This is a genomic window from Citrobacter europaeus (assembly GCA_020099315.1).
In the GTDB taxonomy this organism is placed as follows: Bacteria; Pseudomonadota; Gammaproteobacteria; order Enterobacterales; family Enterobacteriaceae; genus Citrobacter; species Citrobacter europaeus.
In genome coordinates, this window is record CP083650.1 from 1,918,700 (window position 1) to 1,945,163 (window position 26,464).

Annotated in this window: 23 protein-coding genes; 8 read left to right on the forward strand and 15 right to left on the reverse strand. The window is 52.1% G+C overall.

Features of this window, described 5'->3' with window-relative positions; all coding sequences use genetic code 11:
• Window positions 1-47 precede the first annotated feature (47 nt).
• Window positions 48-587, forward strand: a complete 540-nt coding sequence (locus LA337_08985) for a glycine zipper 2TM domain-containing protein (GenBank protein ID UBI17805.1) — start codon at window positions 48-50, stop codon at window positions 585-587.
• Between the two features lie 57 nt (window positions 588-644).
• Here LA337_08985 and LA337_08990 read toward each other — a convergent pair whose 3' ends face one another.
• Window positions 645-2,825: a TonB-dependent siderophore receptor gene (locus LA337_08990; protein ID UBI17806.1), complete on the reverse strand. Its 2,181-nt coding sequence runs from the start codon at window positions 2,823-2,825 to the stop codon at window positions 645-647.
• 254 nt (window positions 2,826-3,079) lie between these two features.
• A complete protein-coding gene (gene comR, locus LA337_08995; GenBank protein UBI17807.1) occupies window positions 3,080-3,715 on the reverse strand; it encodes a TetR family copper-responsive transcriptional repressor ComR in 636 nt (211 codons plus the stop codon).
• Window positions 3,716-3,958: 243 nt separating this feature from the next.
• Between comR and bhsA the strand changes: the two genes are divergently transcribed.
• A complete protein-coding gene (gene bhsA, locus LA337_09000) occupies window positions 3,959-4,216 on the forward strand; it encodes a multiple stress resistance protein BhsA (protein UBI17808.1) in 258 nt (85 codons plus the stop codon).
• Window positions 4,217-4,302: 86 nt separating this feature from the next.
• Here the strand turns inward: bhsA and LA337_09005 are convergent, their stop codons facing one another.
• The 3 genes from LA337_09005 to LA337_09015 form a co-directional block, all read right to left on the reverse strand.
• On the reverse strand, window positions 4,303-5,268 hold the full coding sequence (locus LA337_09005; protein UBI17809.1) for a L,D-transpeptidase family protein: 966 nt from the start codon (window positions 5,266-5,268) through the stop codon (window positions 4,303-4,305).
• A gap of 146 nt (window positions 5,269-5,414) precedes the next feature.
• On the reverse strand, window positions 5,415-8,861 hold the full coding sequence (mfd, locus tag LA337_09010) for a transcription-repair coupling factor (protein ID UBI17810.1): 3,447 nt from the start codon (window positions 8,859-8,861) through the stop codon (window positions 5,415-5,417).
• A 118-nt stretch (window positions 8,862-8,979) separates the two neighbouring features.
• Window positions 8,980-10,044, reverse strand: a complete 1,065-nt coding sequence (locus tag LA337_09015; protein ID UBI17811.1) for an acyltransferase family protein — start codon at window positions 10,042-10,044, stop codon at window positions 8,980-8,982.
• 261 nt (window positions 10,045-10,305) lie between these two features.
• Here LA337_09015 and lolC point away from each other — a divergent pair, with 261 nt between their 5' ends.
• From lolC to cobB, 5 genes are all read left to right on the forward strand, one after another.
• Window positions 10,306-11,505: a lipoprotein-releasing ABC transporter permease subunit LolC gene (gene lolC / locus LA337_09020; GenBank protein ID UBI17812.1), complete on the forward strand. Its 1,200-nt coding sequence runs from the start codon at window positions 10,306-10,308 to the stop codon at window positions 11,503-11,505.
• The gene (gene lolD, locus LA337_09025; GenBank protein ID UBI17813.1) at window positions 11,498-12,199 is read left to right on the forward strand and encodes a lipoprotein-releasing ABC transporter ATP-binding protein LolD; all 702 of its coding nucleotides are present in this window, start codon (window positions 11,498-11,500) and stop codon (window positions 12,197-12,199) included. Before lolC ends, lolD begins: the two co-directional genes overlap by 8 nt.
• Window positions 12,199-13,443 carry a lipoprotein-releasing ABC transporter permease subunit LolE gene (gene lolE, locus LA337_09030; GenBank protein UBI17814.1) on the forward strand — a complete coding sequence of 415 codons (1,245 nt, stop codon included), beginning with the start codon at window positions 12,199-12,201 and terminating at the stop codon, window positions 13,441-13,443. The genes lolD and lolE overlap by 1 nt, the downstream gene beginning before the upstream one ends.
• An 89-nt stretch (window positions 13,444-13,532) precedes the next feature.
• Window positions 13,533-14,444, forward strand: coding sequence for an N-acetylglucosamine kinase (gene nagK, locus LA337_09035; protein UBI17815.1), 912 nt, complete (start codon window positions 13,533-13,535; stop codon window positions 14,442-14,444).
• 15 nt (window positions 14,445-14,459) lie between these two features.
• Complete coding sequence (gene cobB, locus LA337_09040) at window positions 14,460-15,281, forward strand: NAD-dependent protein deacylase (GenBank protein UBI17816.1); 822 nt, start codon at window positions 14,460-14,462, stop codon at window positions 15,279-15,281.
• A 21-nt stretch (window positions 15,282-15,302) separates the two neighbouring features.
• Here cobB and LA337_09045 read toward each other — a convergent pair whose 3' ends face one another.
• From LA337_09045 to potA, 5 genes are all read right to left on the reverse strand, one after another.
• On the reverse strand, window positions 15,303-15,809 hold the full coding sequence (locus LA337_09045; protein UBI17817.1) for a hypothetical protein: 507 nt from the start codon (window positions 15,807-15,809) through the stop codon (window positions 15,303-15,305).
• 135 nt (window positions 15,810-15,944) lie between these two features.
• A complete protein-coding gene (gene potD / locus LA337_09050) occupies window positions 15,945-16,991 on the reverse strand; it encodes a spermidine/putrescine ABC transporter substrate-binding protein PotD (protein ID UBI18427.1) in 1,047 nt (348 codons plus the stop codon).
• A gap of 27 nt (window positions 16,992-17,018) precedes the next feature.
• Window positions 17,019-17,798, reverse strand: a complete 780-nt coding sequence (gene potC / locus LA337_09055) for a spermidine/putrescine ABC transporter permease PotC (protein ID UBI17818.1) — start codon at window positions 17,796-17,798, stop codon at window positions 17,019-17,021.
• Window positions 17,795-18,652: a spermidine/putrescine ABC transporter permease PotB gene (gene potB / locus LA337_09060; protein ID UBI17819.1), complete on the reverse strand. Its 858-nt coding sequence runs from the start codon at window positions 18,650-18,652 to the stop codon at window positions 17,795-17,797. Before potB ends, potC begins: the two co-directional genes overlap by 4 nt.
• Entirely contained in the window at window positions 18,636-19,772 is a 1,137-nt protein-coding gene (gene potA, locus LA337_09065; protein UBI17820.1) for a spermidine/putrescine ABC transporter ATP-binding protein PotA, read from the reverse strand. Before potA ends, potB begins: the two co-directional genes overlap by 17 nt.
• A 250-nt stretch (window positions 19,773-20,022) precedes the next feature.
• Between potA and pepT the strand changes: the two genes are divergently transcribed.
• The gene (gene pepT, locus LA337_09070) at window positions 20,023-21,249 is read left to right on the forward strand and encodes a peptidase T (protein UBI17821.1); all 1,227 of its coding nucleotides are present in this window, start codon (window positions 20,023-20,025) and stop codon (window positions 21,247-21,249) included.
• A 103-nt stretch (window positions 21,250-21,352) separates the two neighbouring features.
• On the opposite strand, the gene roxA is transcribed toward pepT, so the two are convergent.
• The 5 genes from roxA to LA337_09095 all read right to left on the reverse strand — a co-directional run bounded on the left by roxA (window position 21,353) and on the right by LA337_09095 (window position 26,276).
• The gene (roxA, locus tag LA337_09075) at window positions 21,353-22,474 is read right to left on the reverse strand and encodes a [50S ribosomal protein L16]-arginine 3-hydroxylase (GenBank protein ID UBI17822.1); all 1,122 of its coding nucleotides are present in this window, start codon (window positions 22,472-22,474) and stop codon (window positions 21,353-21,355) included.
• A gap of 92 nt (window positions 22,475-22,566) precedes the next feature.
• Window positions 22,567-24,030, reverse strand: a complete 1,464-nt coding sequence (gene phoQ, locus LA337_09080; protein ID UBI17823.1) for a two-component system sensor histidine kinase PhoQ — start codon at window positions 24,028-24,030, stop codon at window positions 22,567-22,569.
• The gene (phoP, locus tag LA337_09085) at window positions 24,030-24,701 is read right to left on the reverse strand and encodes a two-component system response regulator PhoP (GenBank protein ID UBI18428.1); all 672 of its coding nucleotides are present in this window, start codon (window positions 24,699-24,701) and stop codon (window positions 24,030-24,032) included. Before phoP ends, phoQ begins: the two co-directional genes overlap by 1 nt.
• A gap of 73 nt (window positions 24,702-24,774) precedes the next feature.
• The gene (locus LA337_09090; protein UBI18429.1) at window positions 24,775-26,061 is read right to left on the reverse strand and encodes a site-specific integrase; all 1,287 of its coding nucleotides are present in this window, start codon (window positions 26,059-26,061) and stop codon (window positions 24,775-24,777) included.
• On the reverse strand, window positions 26,061-26,276 hold the full coding sequence (locus LA337_09095) for an excisionase family protein (protein ID UBI17824.1): 216 nt from the start codon (window positions 26,274-26,276) through the stop codon (window positions 26,061-26,063). The genes LA337_09090 and LA337_09095 overlap by 1 nt, the downstream gene beginning before the upstream one ends.
• Window positions 26,277-26,464: the final 188 nt, after the last annotated feature.

Below are 26,464 nucleotides of genomic sequence, written 5' to 3' on the forward strand. Positions count from 1 at the left end.
CCTTCTGTTGCAAAGTTGTTGCTAATAGCAAAAAAGGAGGAACTCCCGTGAATAAATCAATGTTGGCGGGTATAGGGATTGGCGTAGCTGCTGCGCTGGGTGTTGCAGCGGTGGCCAGTCTGAACGTTTTCGAGCGTGGCCCACAGTATGCGCAAGTTGTCTCTGCAACACCGATTAAAGAGTCGGTGAAAACACCGCGTCAGGAGTGCCGGAACGTGACGGTCACGCACCGTAAGCCGGTACAGGATGAAAACCGCATCGCAGGTTCCGTGCTGGGTGCCGTTGCGGGTGGTGTTATTGGCCATCAGTTTGGCGGCGGACGAGGTAAAGATATTGCCACCGTGGCCGGTGCTTTAGGCGGCGGCTATGCAGGTAACCAGATTCAGGGTTCGATGCAGGAAAATGATACTTACACCACCACGCAGCAGCGTTGTAAAACGGTGTATGACAAATCCGAAAAAATGCTGGGCTACGACGTGACGTACAAAATTGGCGATCAGCAGGGGAAAATCCGCATGGATAAGGATCCCGGCGCGCAAATTCCGTTAGACAATAATGGACAGTTGATACTGAATAACAAAGCGTAAAATAGCATTATCCTGAACATTAGCCCCCCATTCGCTCAGGCTGGGGGGCTTTTTTTATCAGAAGGTTAAGGCATAGTTCAGACCAAAGGTGCGGCCCCGGCCCTTGTATTCATACAGTGACGGGCTACCGTAGGTTGGGCTGTACAGCAGTGGCGCACGTTGTCCCCACAGCGTGGTGTACTCTTCATTCAGCAGGTTTTCCACGCTGAAGGTCAGCTTACCCAACGGGAGCTGATAGCTGCCGATAAAGTCCATGGTGTTATAGCCATCCAGCTTGTTACCGCTGGCATCGGTCAGATCAAATGTTTGCTGGCTCTGTATGCGTAATGCCCACGGTTCAGGCGCCCAGCCGACCCATGCGGTTGCTTTGGACGGAGAGGCCAGAGTGACATCCCATTTCTGCCATTTACCGTTCTGTTTCACTTCCGATTTAATGACATTAAAGTTGCCGCCCAGACTCCAGTCCGTATCCGCAATGAAATAATCCACCGCACCTTCCAGACCATAAATCCGGCGATCGTCGGGCTGAACGTTAATGGTCATATCACTGCGATTGATAACGATCGATTTATCCGAAGTTGAGTAATAAGCGGCCAGTTGCGTGCGCAGACTATCGCCGGTGTAACGCCATCCCAGTTCGTACGAGTTAACTTTAATCCCTTCCAGGCGTGAATCCGCCACGTTGACGCTGCGCTGAAGCTGATAATGATCGCCAACCAGCGAATAGGTGCCGTTCCCGTAATATTTCCCTGGATCCGGAAGCTCCACGCCCTGAGAGAAGTTAAACCACGTTTGCTGACGGTCGGTCAGGTGGGCGAGGATACCGGCGTTGAACAGGAAATTATCGTAATCGGTTTTGCCGCCCGGAATGGTATCGGCAGAGTTCGCAAGCCCGGTCGCGATTCCCTGCTGTTGAGCATAGCCCACGAAATCATCAACCCTGTTTTCGGTCCATTGATAGCGTACGCCGCCGCTAAGGGTAAAGATGTCGTTAATGTCATAGCTGTTTTGCAGGAAAGGCGCGAAGTTGGTGATGCTATAACCGGGATAACGCCCGGTGGTATAAGCGGTGCGGTTATCCATGCCGCCGGAGGGCAAGGACCAGGCCAGATCGAAGAATTTCTGATTAGAATCGAAGGTCTCGTGATCGGCATCGATACCCCACGTCAGCTCCCAGTTATCCATCAACTGGCTGTTGAGGGTAATTTTGGCGCCAAACTGGTCGGTGTCCTGCTGTGATGCGGAGAAGCTGGTAACCTTACCTTTGCTGAGCGTCGGGAAAGGATAGAATTTCAGGGATTCGTCTCGGTAATAGATTTGGCTGACCAGGTTCTGGCCGAAAAAATCCGCATCTGAATATTGCAGGCTGATCAGATGACGTTCGGTGCCGGGAATACGATCGGAATTCAGTCCGCTGCTGGTATAAGCTTTACCGTTTCCGGTCACGGCTGACATATTCTCGCCGAGATCCAGCCCGTAATCGTCATCCCCCTGGCTCTTATAATATTGCGTAACCAGTTGCAACTGACGGTTGTCGTCAAGTTCAATCGTTCCGGTACCCATCACGTCCAGACGATCGGAGTGCTGCAGGCCGGTTTGGGTGTTATCCAGCATCAGAGCATCGTGATTACCGTCATACCAGCCACCAAACCGTTGATACGCGACGGACATGCGCCCGGAAGCACGATCGGTTCCTCCGCTCACCGCCGCGGCAACGCGTTCATCATGATCGTTACTGTTGTTGAAGCCGCTTTTACTCCCCAATTCGAGTTCTACTTCACGCTCCGGCTGACCTTTTTTGGTGACGATGTTGATTAATCCGCCGGTACTGCCGCCACCATAAAGTGAGGTTGCGCCAGAGATGACTTCAATATGCGCAATGTTAAATGGGTCAATGGAGTCAAGCTGACGACTGTCGGTTCGCGAGGAGTTCAGACGAACGCCGTCAATGAGTACGACGATGGCGCGACCGCGCATATTCATGCCGTAGTTTGTGCGTCCCTGGCTACTGACATCGATTCCTGGGATTAACTGAGCAAGAACATCCTTGAACTCTTTACCACCCTGAACTTGCTGTTCAATCTCGCTTCCTTCAATAACCCATGTCGTTTGTGCCATTTCTGCCACGGTACGTTGGCTACGGTTGGCGCTGACGATGAGGTTATCTTCCTCAGCCGCAATGGCCGGGAGGGTTAAAGATAACAGGAGAGGATTGAGCACCCAGAGACGCTTATGCATTTGTATTCCTTTTAAAAAAGAGTCGATCTGTTTTTGTTATGGCGGTAAAGAAACCGATGGTTACATTGTGAAACAGGCGTTAAATCAAATGCGAATATTGCTGATAATAATTGTTGTTATCAATATGTTTTACAAAAAATGATCAGATAAGATGATGAAAACAATAGGGAATGTAGGGGTAATACGCGGAGTTTTAACCGGGGGCTGTACCAGCTCCCGGTCATGTCAATACAGCGGGGAAAAGCGGGAAAGGCTTAGGCTTTGATGAGCTCGGGCCAAAGCCGCAGGGTTGTATGTGCGATCTGCATCAGTTTTTCAAATGTTGCACCTTCACGGGCGCTGATCGACATACCCTGTAAAATACAGTTCAGGTATTCGGCCAGTTTTTGCACGTCGCAATGGGCCGGGATTTCGCCTCGCTGCTGGCGCTGGTGAAGAAACTGGGTAAGCGTCTGTTCTTGCATTGCATGGCGGGATTTCACCGTGTGCGCAATATCGCGGGAAGAGGCTGCCAGCGTCGCAGAAGTGTTAATCATGAAACATCCCGCCGGGGTGTCCTTGCTGGTGAAACAGGTCGCTATGGCGGTGAAATAGTCTTCCAGTGCGGACTCCAGACTTTTTTCTTCGCAAAACAGCTGGGCTTCGTGTTTCGCCGCAAAGCGGGTGATGTAGCGGTCCAGCACGGCACGAAACAACCCTTCTTTATTGGTGAACTCTGCATACAGCGTGGGCGCTTTTGCGCCGGTGGCTTCTACGAGATCGGCGAGCGAAGTCGCTTCATATCCGTGCTGCCAGAAGAGTGTCATGGCCTTATCAAGCGCGGCTTCCCTGTCGAACACTTTTGGTCGGCCACGGCTTTTTTTAGCACAACCTGTCGTTTCAGTTGTCATGGCGCCGATGTACCTTTGTTAGGTTTATTGAATAACCATTATAAAAATATTCGACTGCACACTCCAGCGGATTCACGATAAAAATAATATATAGCTATTAGTATGAAAAATAAGGTCTTTGTGTTTTATTTAACGATCATTATAAAAAAATGTTGACGTGTGACCTGGATCACATCTATGATTTACCTATCGATCGTTAAGTTAATCTTTTCGACACACATTCATCTGCTAAAGGTCACTATCATGAAAAACGTAAAAACTCTGTTTGTTGCTGCTGTTCTTAGCTCACTGTCATTTGCAAGCTTTGCCGCCGTTGAAGTTCAGGCCACACCTGCTGGTCAAGAGAAAGTCGGTACTATTTCTGCGAATGCGGGGACTAACTTAGGTTCTCTGGAAGATCAGCTGGCGCAGAAAGCGGATGAGATGGGAGCGAAGTCTTTCCGTATAACTTCCGTTACCGGTCCTAACACCCTTCACGGGACTGCAGTTATCTACAAATAAGATTTAACCCATCGCAATGCCACTGCGAGTTAAATAAAAAACCCCCGCGGAATAAAATCCAGCGGGGGTTTTTTTATGTGCAGAGTTTACATCGGTTGTTGGGCAACGTCGTAATGACGGGTCACATCGACCGGCATTCCTGAGCGAATTTCCATTGCATGTTCCATGACCGCAGGATCCGTTTGCACCGCATTTTTAAACGTCTGCATGGATGCGTTCAGCACGATCGGCAGCAACTGCGGGTCGTCATTGATTTTTTCGGACAGCGGCTGGTGTACTTCCACCAGGCGCGCGCCGTTAGGTTCAACAGATGCTTTGATCGGCGTATTGATAATATTGACCCTGGTTCCTGGCTTCACCTGACGGAACAGGGTTTCGATATCACCGTCGCGTAAACGAATACAGCCGGAACTGACGCGCATTCCAATGCCAAAATCAGCATTGGTTCCGTGCAGCAGGTACACACCGCCGTATGCCGCTAAACGAATCGCATGATGGCCCATCGGGTTATCCGGGCCTGCAGGTACAACGGCAGGTAGGTCGATCCCGTTTGCTTTGTATCGCGCGCGGATGTTTGCCGTAGGCGTCCAGGTGGGGTTGGCGCGTTTATCTGAAATGGTGGTTACCATTGTTGGCGTTAACGTGTCACCACCTAACTGGCCAATACCAATAGGATACACGGTCACCGAATTGGTCCCCGGCTGGTAATAGTAAAGACGCAGTTCGGCGAGGTTGATAACAATGCCTTCGCGCGGCGCATCCGGCAGCAGAGTTTGTAACGGGATAGTCAGCACGCTGCCCGGGCGTGGTACGTAAGGGTCAACGCCAGGGTTGGCCTGCAGCAGCGCCAGAAAGCCGACATTGTACTTTTTCGCAATCGCTTCCAGAGAACCGCCATTGTCTTCAACAACATGAACGGCATTCTGACCCACCACGCGGCTTCCCGGTGGCGGCAGCGGCCAGGTGTTTGCCTGAGCCGGAAGTGCTAACGCGAAGGTCGCGGCAAGCGTAAAAAACGCTAACCAGCGAGAGAGTCGATTATTGTTTAACATCACCATAAATCCATTGTTTTTACGTGGTTTTTATTATGTAAAAGTAAACAAGAATTATGGCGGTTTGCTGTGTCGGGAAGTGCAGGGAAGTGCAAAGAGTTTGTAAATTCAACAGGCCGGGTGAGGGGGCTCACCCGGCCTGTTCACTAGGCTACGGCGTTTTCTTCAAGCTGGCGCATAAACTGGCGTACCCAGTCAATTCGGGTTTTACGCTCGCTCAGATCTTGCATAAATTTCAGTCGGGTTGGACCGTCGAGGCGGAAGTGCTGCGGCTGTTTTTGCAGTAACCCAATCAGCCAGACCGGGTTAACGTGGTTTTTCTCGGCAAATTCAATAGTACCGCCTTTTTCATTACCTTCGAGCTTTCTGATCCCCAGTTTCTGCGCCTGCTGGCGTAAACGGGCGATATCCAGCAACGTACGAGCCGGGTCGGGCAGCAGGCCGAAACGGTCAATCAGTTCGACCTTAATTTCTTCCAGCTCGTTTTCACCTTTGGCACTGGCAATCCGCTTATAGAACGACAGTCGGGTGTTAACATCCGGGATATAGTCATCTGGCAGTAGTGACGGCATGCGTAGTTCGACTTCGGTTTGCTGGCTGGTGAGATCTTCCAGCGAAGGCTCACGCCCCTCTTTGAGCGCATCGACGGCATTTTCCAGCAGCTCCATATACAGCGAGAAGCCGATGCTTTCCATGGAACCACTCTGATCTTCACCCAGCAATTCCCCGGCGCCGCGAATTTCGAGGTCGTGGGTCGCCAGCGCAAAACCTGCGCCCAAATCTTCCAGCGAGGCGATGGCCTCCAGGCGTTTTTGCGCGTCGGTGGTCATCGCTTTTGGATGCGGCGTCAGCAGCCAGGCGTATGCCTGATGGTGTGAGCGCCCCACACGACCGCGCAGCTGGTGCAATTGCGCCAAACCGAAGTGATCGGCTCGTTCGATGATGATGGTGTTAGCGGTGGGAATGTCGATCCCGGTTTCGATAATGGTGGTACACACCAGCACGTTAAAACGTTGATGGTGGAAATCGTTCATCACGCGTTCCAGTTCGCGCTCGCGCATTTGTCCGTGGCCGATACCAATCCGCGCTTCCGGCACCAGTTCCGCTAGTCTGTCAGCAGTTTTCTGGATATTTTCGACATCGTTAAACAGATAATAAACTTGTCCCCCGCGCAGAACTTCACGCAGGATTGCCTCGCGCACGACCAGGTTGTCATATTCGCGCACGAAGGTTTTGACTGCCAGACGACGGGCAGGCGGTGTGGCGATGATCGACAGATCGCGCATTCCGCTCATTGCCATATTAAGCGTACGCGGAATTGGCGTTGCCGTCAGGGTCAGAATATCGACATCTGCGCGCATCGCCTTGATGCGTTCTTTGTGGCGAACGCCGAAACGATGCTCTTCATCGACAATCAGCAGACCCAGATCTTTTAACTTCACATCCGCTTGCAGCAGTTTGTGCGTGCCAATGAGAATATCGATTTTACCTTCGGCAACCTGCTCCAGAATCTGCGCTTGCTCTTTGGCGCTACGGAAACGGGACAACATCTCGATGCGTACCGGCCAGTTGGCAAAGCGATCGCGGAAGTTGTCGAAGTGCTGCTGCGCGAGCAGGGTGGTAGGCACCAGCACGGCAACCTGCTTGTGGTTCTCTACGGCAAGAAAGGCAGCGCGCATCGCGACTTCGGTTTTACCAAAGCCGACGTCACCACATACCAGGCGGTCCATGGCCAGCGGCTGGCACATATCGCTGAGTACCGCGTTGATCGCCTGCGCCTGGTCAGGCGTGGTTTCAAACGGGAAGCTGTCGCAAAACAGCTGGTACTGCTCACGGTCATGCTTAAAGGCGAAGCCTTCTTTCGCCGCGCGCTGGGCATAAATATCCAGCAGCTCTGCTGCGACATCGCGTACCTTCTCAGCGGCTTTCTGTCGGGCGCGGGACCAGGCATCGCCGCCAAGTTTATGCAGCGGCGCATTCTCTTCTGCACCGCCGGCATAGCGGCTGATCAGATGCAGTGACGACACCGGCACGTACAGTTTGGCGTCGTTGGCATAGGTGAGCATCAGATATTCACCGGTGATACCGCCCGCTTCCAGCGTGGTCATCCCGGCATAACGACCCACGCCGTGCTCCAGATGCACCACCGGTTGACCGGGATGCAGCTCTGCGAGGTTACGAATTAACGTATCCGGATTGATGGTGCGACGAGAATCCTGGCGACGGCGCGCCACGCGTTCCCCGAGCAGATCGCTTTCACAAATCAGCGCCAGATTGCGTTTGCTATCGATGAAGCCGTGCTCAGCTGCGCCAATCATCAGATAACGACCGTTATCTACGGCCTCATCGAGTCGTAATATCCGTTTCGGCGCCACTTTAATGCGGGCGAGCAGCTCGCCAAGTGCTTCACGGCGACCTTCACTTTCCACTGAGAAAATCACCGGACCGGTGAAGCCCTCAAGAAATTTACGTAACGCATCTAGTGGTGCTTTTTGCTGCGCCTGAACGGCGATGTCCGGCAGTTTCTGGAACCCGAGGTTGGTATTCGCAGCTTTGTTCGCCAGACTCTCGGTTTTCAGTTGAACGCGCGGCCAGCGTTTAAGTTCAGAAAACAGCTCATCAACCCGTAGCCACAGGGATTCCGGCGGCAGAAGCGGACGCATTGGATCAACGCCGCGATTCTCAAAACGTGACAACGTATCGGCCTGGAAGCGTTCTGCGCTGGTCTCGATATCACCGGTATTCACCAATAGCGTATTGGCGGGGAAGTAGCTGAACAGCGGCGGCAGCGTTTCGCTGAAAAACAGCGGTTGCCAGTATTCAATACCCGCAGGTAACGTGCCTTTACTGACCTGCTGGTAAATATGCTCGGCGTCGCGTTTCACCTCAAAGGTATCGCGCCACTGGCTACGGAATAGCTCAATGGCCGTTTTGTCAGTCGGGAATTCGTGTGCGGGTAGCAAATTAATGGCATCGACTTCTTCCAGCGTGCGCTGGGTGTCGGTATCAAACAGACGCAGACTGTCGATTTCGTCATCAAAGAAATCCAGGCGATAAGGCAACTCGCTACCCATCGGGAACAGATCCAACAGTGCGCCGCGCGTGGCGTATTCACCGTGTTCCATGACCTGATCAACATGGCGATAGCCAGCGCTGTCCAGCTGTTCGCGCAGGGCGTCGCGCGAAAGCCTCTGACCTTTTTTCATGACCAGCGCATGGCCGTGCAGATAGCTGTGCGGACAAACACGCTGCATCAGGGTATTTACCGGAACGATCAGCACGCCGCGCTGCATGGCTGGCAGCTGATACAGCGTGGAGAGACGCGAGGAGATTATCTCCTGATGAGGAGAAAAGCTGTCGTAGGGAAGCGTTTCCCAGTCGGCCAGGTTCATTACCATCTGGTCGGTAAACTGACGAATTTCATCATGCAGACGTAAAGCATTTTGCATGTCCGGCGCGATCAGTACCACTGGACCGGCGTGATGTTCGGCGATTTCGGCAACCAGCGTTGCGCAGGCCGCGCCGGTAAGCTCACCCAACTGGCGCTGATCGCCTGCTTTCGCTGGGAGCGTGTAACGATGTTGTTCAGGCATTCGGTTGTCAGGATCTCGTTTAGATATACATCTGATAAGCAATGTTCTTTATTATCCGTGATCGTTTCTCATAAGCAAATTGATTCGCCCCCGAATGGGGGCAAAAAGCGCGTTGGGGTTAGCGCGAGGCGGTCGATAAAGAGGGTGGGGAAAAGAGCAGATCGGCCACGGTTTTCTGTGAGATTTTACGCACCAGCAGGCCAAACAGGGTGCACAGCAGCAGGCAGGCGAACGGATACACCAGCAGCAGGGCCAGCTCCGTGTATGCAGGCCAGACGGCATGATTAATTTTGGGGATTAGCGTTAAGCTGAACAGTTCAACCAGAATACGGTGAGTGGTGTAGATGGCGATGGTATTGGCGCCAATCACGCTTAGCGGACTGGATGCGCGCATGCCAAAGCGGCGTTCAAATTGATAAAACAGCTTCATGATTAGCACAATGGAAAGAAGAGAAAGCAATAGTGACACATTTGCCAGCCACGCGATGACGGCGGCGATTGCGCTAACCAGAAAAATGATTGCATGGCGGCGCAGGGGCACCTCCTTGATCCACACCAACAGCGTTGCGCCAAACCACGCGCCGAGGCTATACCAGGGCAAATTGCGAATCACGCTGTTCATTCCCCACCACGGCGTTGGGACAAAATTGATAGCCACGCTCAGCACCACAAATAACGCCAACAGCGGCACCGCCCAACGACTGAAAATTTTACACAGTACAAAATAGACAATCAGTGCATACAGATACCACAGGCTGGTGCTGGCGGTCAGCATCCCGTGGGTGAAACCCGCTATCGAACCGGCATAGGCAGCGTTGGCTGCATGGCTCAGATCGCGCTGTGGGGCCAACCAGTTATTGAGAGTCACTAACGCCAGCCATTGCATTACCCCCCAGATCACCAGCACCCAGGCAATACTCCAGATCCGTTTATCCACGCAGGTTGTCCATGGGACGCTATCGATGTAGCGACGGATCAGATACCCCGAAATAAAGAAAAACACCGGCATGCGAAACGGCGCCAGGTACAAATTGAGGTAAATCCAGCATTTGCTCAGCATCTCTGAAAGCGGATGCTGAAAGGTGATGAGGTGCGGGTAAAACGTGATTACCGAGTGGTAAATCACCACCAGACAAATACATAACCCTTTGATCTGATTAATCCATAGTTCTTTTTTACTCATTGAGACGGCGTATCCATATTGATTGCTATAGCCTGCCATCCTGCGCAACCCGCTGCGCGCTGTAATGCGTAACTGTCTGCTTTTTGTTTTTTTAAGATAAAGATCAGGGACCCGGACTGAAGGGCGGAGGGACAACTTTAGCGGATTGATTTATTTATACTTTTAGGAATAGTGCTGACGAACACTTACGGTTCAGTCATTTACCCATTCCGCTTTCGCTTATATACTCGTGACTTTGCTAACAGCAACCAGACGGATTTCATGTACCAACCTGTCGCTCTATTCATCGGCCTGCGTTATATGCGTGGGCGTGCAGCAGATCGCTTCGGTCGCTTCGTTTCCTGGCTCTCCACCATTGGCATTACTCTCGGGGTAATGGCGCTGGTCACGGTGTTGTCGGTGATGAACGGTTTTGAGCGCGAGCTGCAAAACAATATTCTTGGCCTGATGCCTCAGGCCGTTCTCTCGTCTGAACAGGGTTCGCTCAACCCGCAGCAACTGCCAGAAAAAGCGGTGGTGTTGAACGGCGTCAACCGCGTTGCGCCTATAACTACGGGAGATGTGGTGCTGCAAAGTGCGCGTAGCGTGGCGGTCGGTGTGATGCTGGGTATCGATCCGGCGCAAAAAGATCCGTTAACGCCGTATCTGGTCAATGTGAAGCAAACAGATCTGCAGCCGGGTAAGTATAATGTCATCCTCGGAGAGCAGCTTGCCGGACAGTTGGGCGTTAATCGTGGCGATCAAATTCGCGTGATGGTGCCCTCGGCCAGTCAGTTTACGCCAATGGGGCGTCTGCCGAGCCAGCGTCTGTTTACGGTAATTGGCACCTTCGCCGCCAACAGCGAAGTCGACGGCTACCAGATGCTAACCAACATTCAGGATGCCTCACGGCTGATGCGCTATCCGGTGGGTAATATTACCGGCTGGCGTCTGTGGCTGAACGAGCCGCTGAAGGTTGACACGCTGAGCCAGCAAACGCTGCCGCAAGGTACTAAATGGCAGGACTGGCGCGAGCGCAAAGGGGAATTGTTCCAGGCCGTGCGCATGGAAAAGAACATGATGGGGCTGCTGCTTAGCCTGATCGTGGCGGTGGCGGCTTTTAATATTATTACCTCACTGGGTCTGATGGTAATGGAGAAGCAAGGGGAAGTGGCGATTCTACAAACGCAGGGGCTGACGCCGCGGCAGATAATGATGGTGTTTATGGTTCAGGGGGCCAGTGCCGGGATTATTGGCGCGCTGTTGGGCGCTGTGCTGGGCGCATTGCTTGCCAGCCAACTGAACAACCTGATGCCCATTATCGGCGTGCTTCTGGATGGCGCTGCGCTGCCGGTCGCCATCGAGCCGCTGCAGGTTATCGTTATTGCGCTGGTGGCGATGGCCATCGCGTTGCTGTCTACGCTTTATCCTTCCTGGCGCGCTGCCGCCACTCAACCCGCTGAGGCTTTACGTTATGAATAAGATCCTGTTGCAATGCGACAACCTGTGCAAACGCTATCAGGAAGGCACTGTGCAGACCGATGTACTGCACGATGTCAGTTTTTGCGTCGGCGAAGGTGAGATGATGGCGATTGTCGGCAGCTCCGGCTCCGGTAAGAGTACGCTGCTGCATCTGTTAGGCGGGCTGGATACACCGACTTCCGGCGACGTCATTTTTAGCGGTCAGCCAATGAGCAAGCTCTCGTCGGCGGCGAAAGCGGAACTGCGCAATCAGAAGCTGGGTTTTATTTACCAGTTCCACCATTTGCTGCCGGACTTTACCGCGCTGGAAAACGTGGCGATGCCGCTATTGATCGGCAAGAAAAAACCGGCTGAAATCACCGAGCGCGCGCGGGATATGTTGAAAGCGGTAGGGCTGGACCATCGTGCCAGTCATCGCCCATCCGAACTGTCTGGCGGGGAACGCCAGCGCGTGGCCATCGCCCGTGCGTTGGTAAATAACCCGCGCCTGGTTCTGGCAGATGAACCAACGGGTAACCTTGATGCGCGTAACGCGGACAGCATTTTCGAACTTCTGGGTGAGCTGAACCGCTCTCAGGGTACGGCATTCCTGGTGGTGACGCACGATCTGCAGTTGGCGAAGCGGATGAGCCGTCAGCTTGAGATGCGCGATGGTCGCCTGACGGCTGAACTGAGCCTGATGGGAGCTAAGTAATGGCTTCGCCTTTATCATTATTGATTGGTCTGCGCTTTAGTCGTGGTCGGCGGCGTGGCGGTATGGTTTCGTTGATTTCCGTGATATCCACCGTTGGTATCGCGTTGGGCGTGGCGGTGTTGATCGTCGGTTTAAGCGCCATGAACGGATTTGAACGTGAGCTTAACAACCGTATTCTGGCCGTAGTCCCTCACGGAGAGATTGAAGCTGTAAATCAGCCGTGGAATAACTGGCAGGAAGCGCTCGACAAGGTACAAAAAGTGCCGGGTATTGTCGCTGCGGCACCTTATATTAACTTTACCGGACTGGTGGAGAGTGGGGCGAACCTACGCGCGGTGCAGGTGAAGGGCGTTGACCCAAAACAGGAACAGCGTTTAAGCGCGCTGCCATCCTTCGTGCAAAACCACGCCTGGGATAATTTCAAAGCCGGTGAGCAACAAATCATCATTGGTAAGGGTATTGCCGATGCGCTGAAGGTGAAGCAGGGCGACTGGGTGTCGATTATGATCCCTAACGCCAGTGCGGATCATAAGTTACAGCAGCCTAAACGCGTGCGTTTGCACGTTACGGGGATCCTGCAACTGAGCGGTCAGCTCGATCACAGCTTTGCCATGATCCCAATGGAAGATGCGCAGCAATACCTGGACATGGGAACCAGTGTTTCCGGGATCGCGCTGAAAGTTAACGACGTGTTTAACGCCAATAAACTGGTGCGAGACGCAGGTGAAGTCACCAATAACTATGTTTATATTAAGAGCTGGATCGGTACTTACGGTTATATGTATCGTGATATCCAAATGATCCGCGCCATTATGTATCTGGCGATGGTGCTGGTGATTGGCGTGGCCTGTTTTAATATCGTTTCCACGTTAGTGATGGCGGTAAAAGACAAAAGCGGCGATATTGCGGTATTAAGAACCCTCGGGGCGAAAGATGGGTTGATCCGTGCCATTTTTGTCTGGTACGGCCTGCTGGCGGGGCTTTTCGGTAGCCTGATAGGCGTCGTTATTGGGGTGATTGTCTCGTTGCAACTGACGCCGATAATAAACGGGATTGAAGCGCTTATCGGGCATCAGTTCCTGTCCGGTGATATCTATTTCATTGACTTCCTGCCATCGGAATTACACTGGCTGGATGTGATTTACGTGCTGGTGACAGCACTCGTGCTGAGTCTTTTGGCAAGTTGGTATCCGGCGCGTCGCGCCAGCAATATTGATCCTGCGAGAGTACTTAGCGGCCAATAACAACAATAATACACTAAAGCATTCATGCTGCATCAAGGCGTAGCCAACGCAGAGGCATCTTGAAGGATGACGTGTATCAAGGAGCGGTGATGTATTACGGATTTGACATCGGCGGGACCAAAATTGCGCTGGGCGTGTTTGATAAGCAACGTCGTCTGCAATGGGAGACTCGCGTGCCTACACCTCGTGACAGCTACGATGCTTTCCTTGATGCGGTCTGCAATCTGGTAACGGAAGCGGACCAGCGATTTGGTGTCAAAGGTTCGGTTGGCATTGGCATTCCTGGCATGCCGGAAACGGAAGACGGCACGCTATACGCGGCCAACGTTCCTGCCGCCAGTGGTAAACCGCTCCGCGCCGATCTCAGCGCTCGCCTTGACCGCGATGTGCGTCTGGACAACGATGCGAACTGTTTTGCCCTCTCCGAAGCCTGGGATGACGAGTTTACCCAATATCCGCTCGTGATGGGGTTGATCCTCGGCACGGGCGTCGGCGGCGGTCTGGTGCTTAACGGGAAATCCATTACCGGACGCAGCTATATCACCGGCGAGTTTGGTCATATTCGTTTGCCAGTCGATGCGCTGACGCTGATGGGCTTTGATTTCCCGCTGCGCCGCTGTGGATGCGGTCAACTGGGATGCATCGAAAGCTATCTTTCCGGCGGTGGATTTGCGTGGTTGTACCAGCATTACTACCATCAACCGCTGGATGCCCGTGAAATTATCGCACTGTGGGAGCAGGGTGATGAACAAGCGCGTGCCCACGTTGAACGCTATCTGGATTTGCTGGCGGTGTGTCTTGGCAATATCCTGACTATCGTCGATCCCGATTTGGTGGTGATTGGCGGAGGCTTGTCGAATTTTACCGCTATTACGACGCAACTGGCGGACCGACTGCCACGTCATCTGCTGCCGGTTGCCCGGGTGCCGCGTATTGAGCAGGCACGGCACGGTGATGCGGGCGGGATGCGCGGGGCCGCTTTCCTACATCTTACCGATTAATACAAAGAGGTTGTTATGCTGTCGCGTCGGGGTCATCGGTTAAGCCGCTTTCGTAAAAATAAACGCCATTTGCGCGATCGCCTGCGTCAACGAATCTTTTTCAGAGACAGAGTGGTGCCTGAATTGATGGAAAAACCAAGAGTGCTGGTACTGACAGGGGCGGGAATCTCCGCTGAGTCAGGAATTCGAACATTCCGCGCGGCGGATGGTCTCTGGGAAGAACATCGGGTCGAGGACGTTGCGACTCCGGAAGGATTTAGTCGAAACCCGGAACTGGTTCAGTCGTTTTATAACGCCCGTCGCCATCAGTTGCAGCAGCCAGAAATCCAGCCTAATGCGGCGCATATCGCGCTGGCAAAACTCGAAGCCGAGCTGGGCGACCGTTTTTTACTGGTGACGCAGAACATTGATAACCTGCATGAACGTGCAGGCAGCCAGAACGTTATCCATATGCACGGCGAACTGCTGAAGGTTCGCTGTTCGCAAAGCGGGCAGATTCTGGAGTGGACGGGCGATGTGACCCCGGAAGATAAATGTCATTGCTGCCAGTTTCCTGCGCCGCTAAGACCGCACGTGGTGTGGTTTGGTGAAATGCCGCTGGGCATGGATGAAATTTATATGGCGCTGGCAATGGCGGATGTGTTTATTGCCATTGGCACATCGGGCCATGTTTATCCGGCTGCGGGTTTTGTGCATGAGGCAAGACTGCACGGGGCGCATACGGTAGAGCTCAATCTCGAGCCGAGCCAGGTGGGAAGCGAATTTGAAGAGAAGTATTACGGTCCGGCAAGCCAGGTGGTGCCTGAGTTTGTTGAGAAGTTATTGAAAGGACTGTAACGGCTATCCGGGCAATATTGCTTAAGTTTGTACAAGCTGGCGGTCCTCACGCAGGGCCGCCATAATCAAAAATCCTGCGATGTAAAAACAACAGATCAGCGCCAACGCGCTCAGCCACACGGGCAGCCGGGTAATGTAGACGAGGCTGCACGAGATAATCACCAGAATAATTCCGGTATACATGGGGTGCGCAATCCAGGCAAAAATACCGCGCGTAACCCGTTTGGCGCTGGGTAAATAGTAGCCTGTCCACGTGTGGCTTTCACCTAAATCCCATTTTCCTTTGATGACCAGCGCGTTACCGACGATCGCCAGAATGAGACATCCCCACTCCACCGGGCCAATCTGATGATTGAAAAACAGGCTGTAGCCAAAAACCAGGATCGGTATTAAAAAAGTGAGTCGTAGCAGGCGGGTTGCGGTGATGGGCAGCAAAGGACGAGCGTTTACCGGCTGTTTACGAGGGAAGATCACCAACGTAAATACGATCAGATTAGCCAATTCAAGTATCAGCCAGAGCGTTGCCATTGGAAGTCTCAGAAGCCGACCTGGAATACTGTAAGCATAGCCAGAAACTGGAGAGCGGGAGTCAGTCGAAAGACGTAAAAGTCGGGTTGGCAGGTAGCAACCCGGCGCAGCGAGGCCTGCCGGGTTGCACGAGTATTAGCGTCCTGCTTTCAGCTTCTGATAATACTCTTCATAGATAGCGCTGGCGGAACCGACATCGTTCTGCCATTCCCCTTTGTTGATGGTTTCTGCGTCAGGGTAGAGCGTTTTATCATTCGCGACTTCAGGACTTAACAGCTTACGTGCTGCCAGGTTTGGCGTCGGATAACCAATAGTTTCCGCAACTTCTTTCGCCACGTCCGGGCGCAGCAGGAAGTTAATCAGCTTCAGCGCACCTTCTTTGTTTTTGGCGTTAGCCGGTATAGAAAGGCTGTCCATCCAGAAAATACCACCTTCTTTTGGCCATACCACTTCCAGTGGAGTACCCGCCTGGCGCGCCACATACGCGGAGCCGTTCCACACCATTCCCAGATTAACTTCGCCTTCCATATACGGGTTGGCCGGGTTGTCAGAGTTAAATGCCGCAACGTTAGGCATCAGCTTCTTCAACTCGTTATAGGCGGCTTCAATCTCTTTAGGGTCGGTGGTATTGCCGGAATATCCCAGTTTGCGCAGCGCCATCTGGAACACTTCACGCGCATCATCCGTTAACAACAGGCTGCCTTTGTACTCCGGTTTCCACAGATCGGCCCAACTGGTTACGGTTTTCGGGTCGATGGCATCGCTGTTAACGCCAATGGCCGTCGCACCCCAGATATACGGGATGGAGTAGTCATTGTTCGGGTCAAACGGCTTATTGAGCATTTCCGGGTCGAGGTTGTGGAAGTTGGTTAACGTCGACTTGTCGATCTTCTGGATCATGCCTTCTTTGCGCATTTTGTCGACATAATAGGTGGACGGTACCACCAGATCGTATGCGCCGTCTTTATAGGTTTTGAGCTTGGCGTACATGGTTTCATTCGACTCGTAGGTCGAATAGATAACCTTAATGCCGGTCTCTTTGGTGAACTGCTCCAGCAGCCCAGGCGGGACATACTCGGTCCAGTTATAGAAATAGAGCGTGTTGTTGTCATTCGCGTGAGCGGCGCTCATGCCCAGTGCCAGAGCACCCGCCGCGAGCAGGTGGCGTGACCATTTTTTCATCATTTAACGTCCCCTGAATTAAGGGCCTTAGCGGCCCTTGGTTTTATCACGTGCAATAAGCTGGCTGGCGATCACCATAACCAGCGACAGAACCAACAAAATGGTCGCCAGCGCGTTCACCTCTGGTGATACGCCGACCTTAACCATCGAGTAGATTTTTAATGGCAGAATTTCATAACCCGGCCCGGTAACGAAGGACGAAACGACGACATCATCCATCGACAACGTAAAGCTCAGTAGCCAGCCTGCAGCTACGGCAGGCATAGCCAGTGGTAATATGATCTTGCGCAGAATAGTCACTTCACTGGCGCCGAGATCTTTGGCTGCCTCAAGCATGCGTACATCAAAACCTTTCAGGCGTGAGTAAACCGTCACCACCACAAAAGGCAGACAAAAAGTGATATGCGAGAACAGCAGCGACCAGAAACCGAGCTGAATACCGATCAGCATAAACAGCACCAGTAAAGAAATCGCCATCACGATATCCGGCGACATCATCACCACGAACAGCATGCCGCTGACAAACGGTTTGCCGCGAAAGCGGTAGCGGTACAGTGCGACCGCTGTAAGTGAGCCGATCAGCGTGGCGAACGTGGCGGAGAGCACCGCCATCGTCAGCGAGTGCTGCGCCGCCTGCAGCAGACTGTCGTTATTCATCAGCAGGCCGTACCATTTGGTGGTGAAACCCTGCCAGTTGATACCAAAGCGCGAGCTGTTAAAGGAGTTCACAATCAAGATAATGATTGGAATATACAGATACGCGTAGATAGCGGTCATAAAACCGCCGCGAAGCAGTCGACCGATCATTCGAGTTCCACCTTCTTGTTCAGCAAGCGGGAGGCGCGCCAGTAGATCAGCAGCATCAGACCCATCACGATGGTAAGGGTAATACTGGTGGCGGCACCGAACGGCCAGTCGCGGATGTTCAGGAACTGAACTTTAATCACGTTGCCAATCAGCAAGTTTTTTGCTCCGCCCATTAGGTCGGAAACGTAAAACAGGCCCATTGCGGGCAGCATAACCAGCAGGCATCCGGCGATAATCCCCGGCATCGTCAACGGAATAATGATGCGGGTAAAAGTCTGAAGTTTACTGGCGCCTAAATCGCGTGCGGCTTCCAGCAGCGGTTTATCGAGCTTTTCAATGCTGGAATAGAGCGGCATCACCATAAACGGCAGCAGAATGTACACCAGCCCGATAATCACTGCGCTGGGGGTAAACATGATGCGAATGGGAGTATCAATAATGCCAAGCCACAACAGAAACTCGTTGAGATAGCCTTTGGTGCTGAGAAAAATTTTGAGTCCGTAGATGCGAATAAGCGAGTTGGTCCAGAACGGAACAATCAGCAGGAACAGCAGCAATGGGCGCACTTTTTCCGGCAGTTTCACCAAAAACCAGGCAAACGGATAACCGAGAACCAGACAGGCGAACGTGGCAATCAGCGCCATATTGAGGGAGTGAACCAGCACCTCAAAATAGAGCGGATCGAGCAGGCGCGTATAGTTTTCCAGCGTAAAGACCATTTTGACGAAATTGGCGTCGTCGCGGGTCAAAAAGCTGGTGCCGATGATCATCAGGTTGGGCAGAAAGACAAATAACACAAGCCAACCGACAATGGTGACAATCACCACACTCTGGAATTTACTTGTGTTCTTCATCAGCCAGTACGACCTCCCAGCTTTCTACCCAGTTAATCGCCATTTTCTGGTCGAGAGAGTGGTCAAAGTCAGGGTCGTCTTCGTTGAAGAATTCACTGACCATCACCATCTTGCCATTTTCCAGTTCCACAACCGACTCCAGCGTCATGCCTTTGTAGTTGCGTTCACGCACGTAGCCGATCAAGCCTTCGATATGATTATCATCGTTGATTTCATCAACGCGCAAGTCTTCTGGTCGTAACAGAACGTGCAGCTTCTGACCGGGAATCACCGAAAAGTTAACATAAATATTGCACTCGCGGCCTTCAACGTTAGCACGAACACGCTGTTCGTCCAGACGTTCTATCACCGTGGCGTTAAACATATTGATCTCGCCGATAAATCCGGCGACGAACAGATTTTTCGGCTCTTCGTAGATTTCGCGCGGCGTACCGTCCTGCTCAATCTTACCATCGCGCATCACCACGATGCGATCTGACATGGTCAGCGCTTCTTCCTGATCGTGTGTGACAAAGACAAAAGTGATACCCAGCTTACGCTGCAGCGCTTTCAGTTCGTTCTGCATCTGCTTACGCAGTTTGTAGTCCAGCGCAGAGAGGGATTCATCTAACAGGAGTAAGCGGGGTTTGTTGACCACAGCTCGGGCTATCGCTACGCGCTGCTGCTGTCCACCGGAGAGTTGATGCGGTTTTCGCTGGGCGAACTCTTCCAGTTGCACCATGCGTAGAGCTTCGGTAACGCGGGGAGAAATGTCGGCTGCGGGCGTTTTTTGCATGCGTAAGCCAAAAGCCACATTCTCAAACACGGTCATGTGGGGAAATAAGGCATAGCTTTGGAAGACGGTGTTCACGTAGCGGTTTTCCGCAGGAACGTGAGTGATGTCCTGGTTGTCCAACATAATATGACCGGAATCAACTGTTTCCAGGCCGGCTATCAGGCGAAGAACGGTTGTTTTACCGCAGCCAGAGGGGCCGAGCAGCGTGAGAAACTCGCCATTATTGATGGTCAAATCCAGGCTGGAAATCACCTCTTTGCCATCGAAACTTTTGCGAATTCCCGCTAATTGCACCAGTGGAGAAAGCGAACGCGGTTGTTTATTCAATTTTTTACTCTGTCCCATGTAAACGCAACGGATGGCTGACCGATGCGGGGTTTGTGGTTAACCACCTTGATGACTCTTAATGAGGGCCGTTATTCTACGGCAAACCATGGTAATCGCCAATCCTTGTTGCTAATTACTGACTTAGCCCTATAGTCAGAGGGGATGTCAGGGCGAAATATTCTCATTTGCGGGGATAAAAGTGACCTGACGCAATATTTGTCTTTTGTTGCTTATTGATAATGTTGTCACAAAAAGTGAGGGTGACTGCATGGATAAACTACTTGAGCGTTTTTTACACTACGTGTCGCTGGACACCCAATCAAAATCGGGCGTGCGGCAGGTACCCAGCACCGAAGGACAGTGGAAGTTATTACAACTGCTCAAACAACAGCTCGAAGAGATGGGGCTGGTTAATATTTCACTGAGCGAAAAGGGGACGCTGATGGCGACGCTGCCCGCTAACGTTGCTGGCAATATTCCCGCGATCGGCTTTATTTCCCATGTGGATACCTCACCGGATTTCAGCGGTAAAAACGTTAATCCGCAAATCGTTGAAAACTATCGCGGCGGCGATATTGCGTTAGGCATTGGTGATGAAGTTTTGTCGCCGGTGATGTTTCCGGTACTGCATCAACTTCTGGGCCAGACGCTGATCACCACAGACGGTAAAACCCTGCTGGGCGCAGATGATAAAGCAGGCGTGGCGGAAATCATGACCGCGTTGGCTGTGCTTATCCAAAAAGATATTCCGCACGGTGATATCCGCGTGGCCTTTACGCCAGACGAAGAGGTCGGCAAAGGGGCGAAGCATTTTGACGTTGCGGCATTCGATGCGCAGTGGGCCTACACCGTTGATGGCGGTGGCGTAGGGGAGCTGGAGTTTGAAAACTTCAACGCCGCGTCGGTTAATATAAAAATTGTCGGCAACAATGTGCATCCCGGTACCGCAAAAGGGGTGATGGTGAATGCGCTGTCGCTGGCGGCGCGTATTCATGCGGAAGTTCCGGCAGACGAAAGCCCGGAGACGACGGAAGGCTACGAAGGCTTCTATCACCTGGCGAGCATGAAAGGGACGGTTGATCGGGCGGATATGCACTACATCATCCGTGATTTTGACCGCAAGCAGTTTGAAGCGCGTAAACGCAAGATCATGGATATTGCCAAAAAGGTCGGCAAAGGATTACACCCGGACTGCTATATCGAACTGGTGATTGAAGACAGCTACTACAATATGCGCGAAAAAGTGATTGAGCATCCACACGTTCTGGATATCGCCCAAAAGGCGATGCGCGATTGCGATATTGAACCGGTGCTGAAACCCATTCGTGGCGGCACTGACGGCGCGCAGCTGTCGTTCATGGGTTTACCGTGTCCGAATCTGTTCACCGGCGGCTACAACTATCATGGTAAGCATGAGTTTGTAACCCTGGAAGGAATGGAAAAGGCGGTGCAGGTGATTGTGCGTATTGCGCAGCTCACCGCGAAGCAGCAGTAAATTTATTGACAGATGCCGGATAAGCGGAGCGCCATCCGGCCTGGAATATTGCTCTCCAGTAGGCCTGATAAGACGCGTAGCGTCGCATCAGGCACTGTCCGCATTATCCTTCGAAGAACCAGTACCCGCTGTTGACCAGCGCGGCAAGCATGGCAAGGAAAGACGGATCTTCCAGCGCATCCTCAAAATTCTCAGCTGTCAGCACAATATGGCTGGCCAGCGCTTCCAGGGCAGGACGATGCGGCGAATCAATTTTCTCACCGTTGGCGTAGACGTCGTCGCCAATACGCAATACGCGCAACCCACCCAGACGCACTAATACATCCCCTTGCTTCAGGGCATCGTAAATTTCGTCTGGCTGATAGGGTGGCTCCGGCGGAGCAATATCCAGCTCATGACGAGACTGAGAGATAAACTCGCCAAACCACTGCTGGAAATGTTCCGGCTGATTAATCAGACCGAGCATCATTTCGCGCAGCTTGTCCATCTCCTGCGGCAGAACGTCAGCCGGGTGATCGCGCGGCGGCAGGTCAGGATCGCTGTAATACGTGCTGCCCAATTCACGTTGCAAAACGTAATCGGCGAATCCGCTGATCAGCTCGCGAGTGTTTGGCGCGCGAAAACCGACCGAATAGTTCATCGCATTTTCCAGTGCATAGCCCTCGTGCGGGAATCCTGGTGGAATATACAGGATATCGCCGGGTTCCAGCTCTTCATCAATGATGGCTTCAAACGGGTCGACCTGCAGCAGGTCCGGATGAGGGCAGTGCTGCTTCAACTGCAGTTTTTCGCCCACGCGCCAGCGACGACGTCCGGTTCCCTGAATGATAAACACATCGTACTGATCCAGATGTGGGCCAACGCCGCCGCCGGGTACGGAGAAGGAGATCATCAGATCGTCGATGCGCCAGTCCGGCAGTTCGCGAAACGGGCGCATCAGCGCGGCGGTTGGCTCATGCCAGTGATTGACCGCCTGCACCAACAATGACCAGTTGTTCTCGCCGAGATGATCATAGCTTTCGAACGGACCGTGGCTCACCTGCCATTTACCGTCCTGGTGGCTGACGAGTCGGCTGTCGACTTCGCTTTCCATCGCCAGTCCAGCCAGTTCGTCAGGAGAGAGTGGATCAATAAAGTTGTTAAACCCGCGTTTTAAGACCACCGGGCGTTTCTGCCAGTGACGTTCAAGAAAATCGGGCCAGTTAAGTGTGAGTTGGTATTCCATAATGAGCATCCCGCAGGCTGGTATCTGCAACCGATTATAACGGATACTTAACCTCAAGCGTGAAGTCAGTACATATTTATTACATGCGACGATTACTCGTCTTTCTGACCTGGCTGCTGACGGCCAAAAATAACTTCCATACGCGCGCCACCCAGCAGGCTGTCGCCAGCAATAATCTGTCCGTCATACTGCTCGGTGATTTCTCTCGCCACCGCCAGGCCGACGCCTTGCCCGGGACGTAGCGTATCTACGCGTTGTCCACGGTCAAACACCACTTCCCGTTTGCTTTGCGGAATACCGGGGCCATCATCTTCAACCAGAATATGCAGTTGATCCTCGGACAGTTGCGCTGAAATCTCGACAAACTCCAGACAGTATTTACAGGCGTTATCCAGCACGTTACCCATTACTTCGACAAAGTCGTTCTGCTCGCCCACAAAACTGATTTCGGGTGAGATATCGAGATTAATGTTAACGCCTTTACGCTGATACACTTTATTCAGTGCCGAGGTGAGTTTATCCAGTAACGGCGCGACCGGATGCAGTTCGCGGCTGAGCAGGGCGCTGCTGCCACGCATACTGGCGCGATGCAGGTAATAGCCTATCTGCTGCGAAATACGGCTGATTTGTTCCAGCATAATGGGTTCTGCATCGCTCACGTTCATTTTTTCATTACGCATTGAGCGGAGCGTGCTTTGCAAAACTGCCAGCGGTGTTTTCAGGCTGTGGGTGAGGTCCGTTAACGTGGTGCGGTATTTGTCGTAGCGCTCGCGTTCGCTTTTTAAAAGCCGATTAAGATTGCGGACCAGGCTGGTCAGTTCGCGCGTCGTGGCGGGGTTTAGCATCTCACGATGATGTTCCTCAAGTTCACGGACTTCACGCGCCAGCGATTCAATAGGTCGTAGGCTCCACCAGGCGGCCACCCATAACAGCGGAATGACCAGCAACAGATTGGCGACCAGCACATAAATAAACCAGCTCCAGACCATATACGAGCGTTTTAGCTCAATAGGAATGGTATCGACAACCACAATAGTCAGTTGCGGCATTCTGGCGGTGGCGGGATAGACGTTCACTGCTACCGAGTGGGTCATTTCGGCATCGTCGTCATCTTCTCTGACTTCTTTTAACTGCTGCTGAGCAGAGTGATCTTCGCCCAGTAAGGTGCTGGTGGCGTCTACATTGGCTTCAATTTCATGAAAGCCGTTCGTTTTTAGCCAGTCCGGTTGGATACTTTGCGTCAGCCAGGGAACATTGCGCTGCGCCCACAACAACTCACCACTTTCGTTATAGATCAGTGACATTGTTGGGCTTTGCATATCGAGATTCTCAGGCAGCTCGATGTTTATCTTGCCGTTCTCCCACTTTGCCAGGGTATAGAACAGATTACTTTCTCCCCGTAGCAGACGGAATGTTGTCTTATCAAAGCTGACGCTATAGCCCACAAGGGCAACCATGCCGTAGGCCAGCGAAAGCACCAACACCACGCCTGCGGTTGCCAGTAAAAAGCGCAACCGCAGCGATAATGGAAAAAAATGACGCAATAATTTATTCATTAGCGCAGTTCAAAAAGATATCCCTGGCCACGCACGGTGGTGATGACATCATCCGGGTATTGCGCCTGAATTTTTTTACGCAAACGGCCCATCAAAACATCAATGGTGTGACTTTCACGCAGCTCGGCATCCGGATAAAGCTGCAGCATGAGCGAATCTTTACTCACCACTTTGCCATTATTACGGATGAGCGTTTCCATAATGGTGTATTCAAACGCCGTGAGCTTGATAACTTCATCATTGACGGATAACTCGCGGCGAGAGAGGTCCACCTGAAAAGGCGGAAGGGAGATAATTTGCGATGCCAGACCGCTGTTGCGACGCATCAGTGCCTGCATGCGCGCAGCCACTTCTTCAATGTGAAACGGTTTGGTGACGTAATCATCAGCGCCGGCGCTGAGTACTTCCACCTTGTCCTGCCAGCCTTCACGCGCGGTTAACACCAGAATCGGCAGCGAAACTTCATTACTGCGCCAGCGGCGGATCAAGGATAAACCGTCTTCATCGGGGAGTCCTAAATCAACGATCGCGATATCCGGCAAATGTTCATTCAGATAATAGTCCGCTTCCTTCGCATCTTCTGCATCATCCACCTGATGCCCTAAATCCTGTAACTGAACCTTGAGGTGGTGGCGTAATAAAGCATTATCCTCGACGACCAATACGCGCATCATCTTTTCTCCCTAAAATAACGGTATGAATAGTGTAACGCTGATTATGTGGATTGAAAGCAGCGCTATGAAATTAAATAACTTTTCTCATGCTCCCCTGCCCGTGGGGGCGCCCTGGGGGCAGTGCTGTTGGCATCTGATTGTTCAGCATGTTGACCTGATCCTGGTTCATGTCGCCAATCCACTTGGAGTAAACCTCGTACACCATGCGCGCATCTTCATGTCCCATCTGACTCGCTATGAATGACGGGTTCGCTCCGGCCATCAACGTCCAGCATGCGTAGGTATGCCGTGACTGATAAGGATTCCTTTCGCGGATATTGGCAAGTTTAGTGCCTCGCTTCCAGCCATAGGCAATCGAGTTCTTGGAGAAGTAACTGCCTTTCCTGGACGAATATGCTGTCGGTGAAAAAACGAAGCGAAGAGATTGCTGCTCAGTTTTTCCGATCTCACGATGGTGAAATCGAATTTCTTGCTTCGGATTAGCGCCGGTGATTTCGTATTGTTCCTTCAGTGCATCCAGAGCAGGTTTAAGCAACGTTATCGTCCTTATTCCGGCATCTGTCTTAGGGGGAACAAATACTCGCTTATTCGTCAAACTTCTGGATACGTGGATTTCACCTTTTACCAAATCAATGTCTTCCCATGCCAGGGCGCATATCTCGCCCGGCCTCATCCCCGTATGAACGGCAACAATGATGATTAATGCCTGGCTACGGGGAAGGGCGGCTATCAGAGCCTGGTACTCATGAAGTAAAAGTGGGTCGGGATCATTTTTAGATAACTTGAGTCGCGACACTCCTTCATAAGGAGCATGCAATATAAACTGGCTTCGGTTTGCGAGCTTAAGCATTTCTGATAAAACTGCCATCTGTTTATTGACTGTTGAGGGCGCGCGGCCCTGCCTGGCCAGATTCGGCATTGCCGGGTTAATAATTGTCCCGATCAATAACTCCTTTCGGTAATGCAAAATGTCGGCATGCTCAATATCTACCAGACGAGTATTTTCTCCGATTACACGCAATAACGTATTTACGACCGAAGTAAGCGATAGCAGTGTTGCACCAGATACCTCTAAGGCTTTGGTGTCTGTAAAAAAATCACTTAGTTCTTTAAACGTGGTGATTTTTTTGGTTGTGATGAACTTCTTAAGCGCTTTGGATTCCGGGAAACGTTCCGCATAGTCGAACTTACCGAGCTGTATTTCACTTGTTATGAGCGCACGAAGATTTCCAGCTTTTTTGATGTTGCTGCTGTTCACCGTCCAGCCGCGAAGGACTTCGCGGCAACGTTTGCCGCGATAGGTAAATGTGATCCGTATTTTTCCATTATGCAGCTCAACGCCGGTTGGAAAGTCCATCATGCATCCTGTACTAATTGGTTAATCTTTGGATAGTTGTACCAAAGCAGACCTTTAGAATTGTCAGTTTCCCCGAGAGCTGTCAGATGTTTGAAATGCACACCTTCGATCCACAAATTCAACCGATAACTTTTAATTTGTCTTTCAGACAAGCCGGTCTTTTCTGTTAGTCGCGCTTCAACCATCCACTCTTCGCTGAAAATGAGTTGCGACATACATAACTCCGATGCCGCCAGCCACAACAGTACATGCTGCAGCTGGCGAATATTGATAATCAAAAATCAGTAGTTGGTTTTGCCTTTCGTTTTTGGCACTGTTTTTTCTTGGGTTTCATGCTCGGCTGTATAGCGCGCTGACGAACTGGTAGCCGCGTGAAAACATGTTCACTTATGCGCCTGCGTTC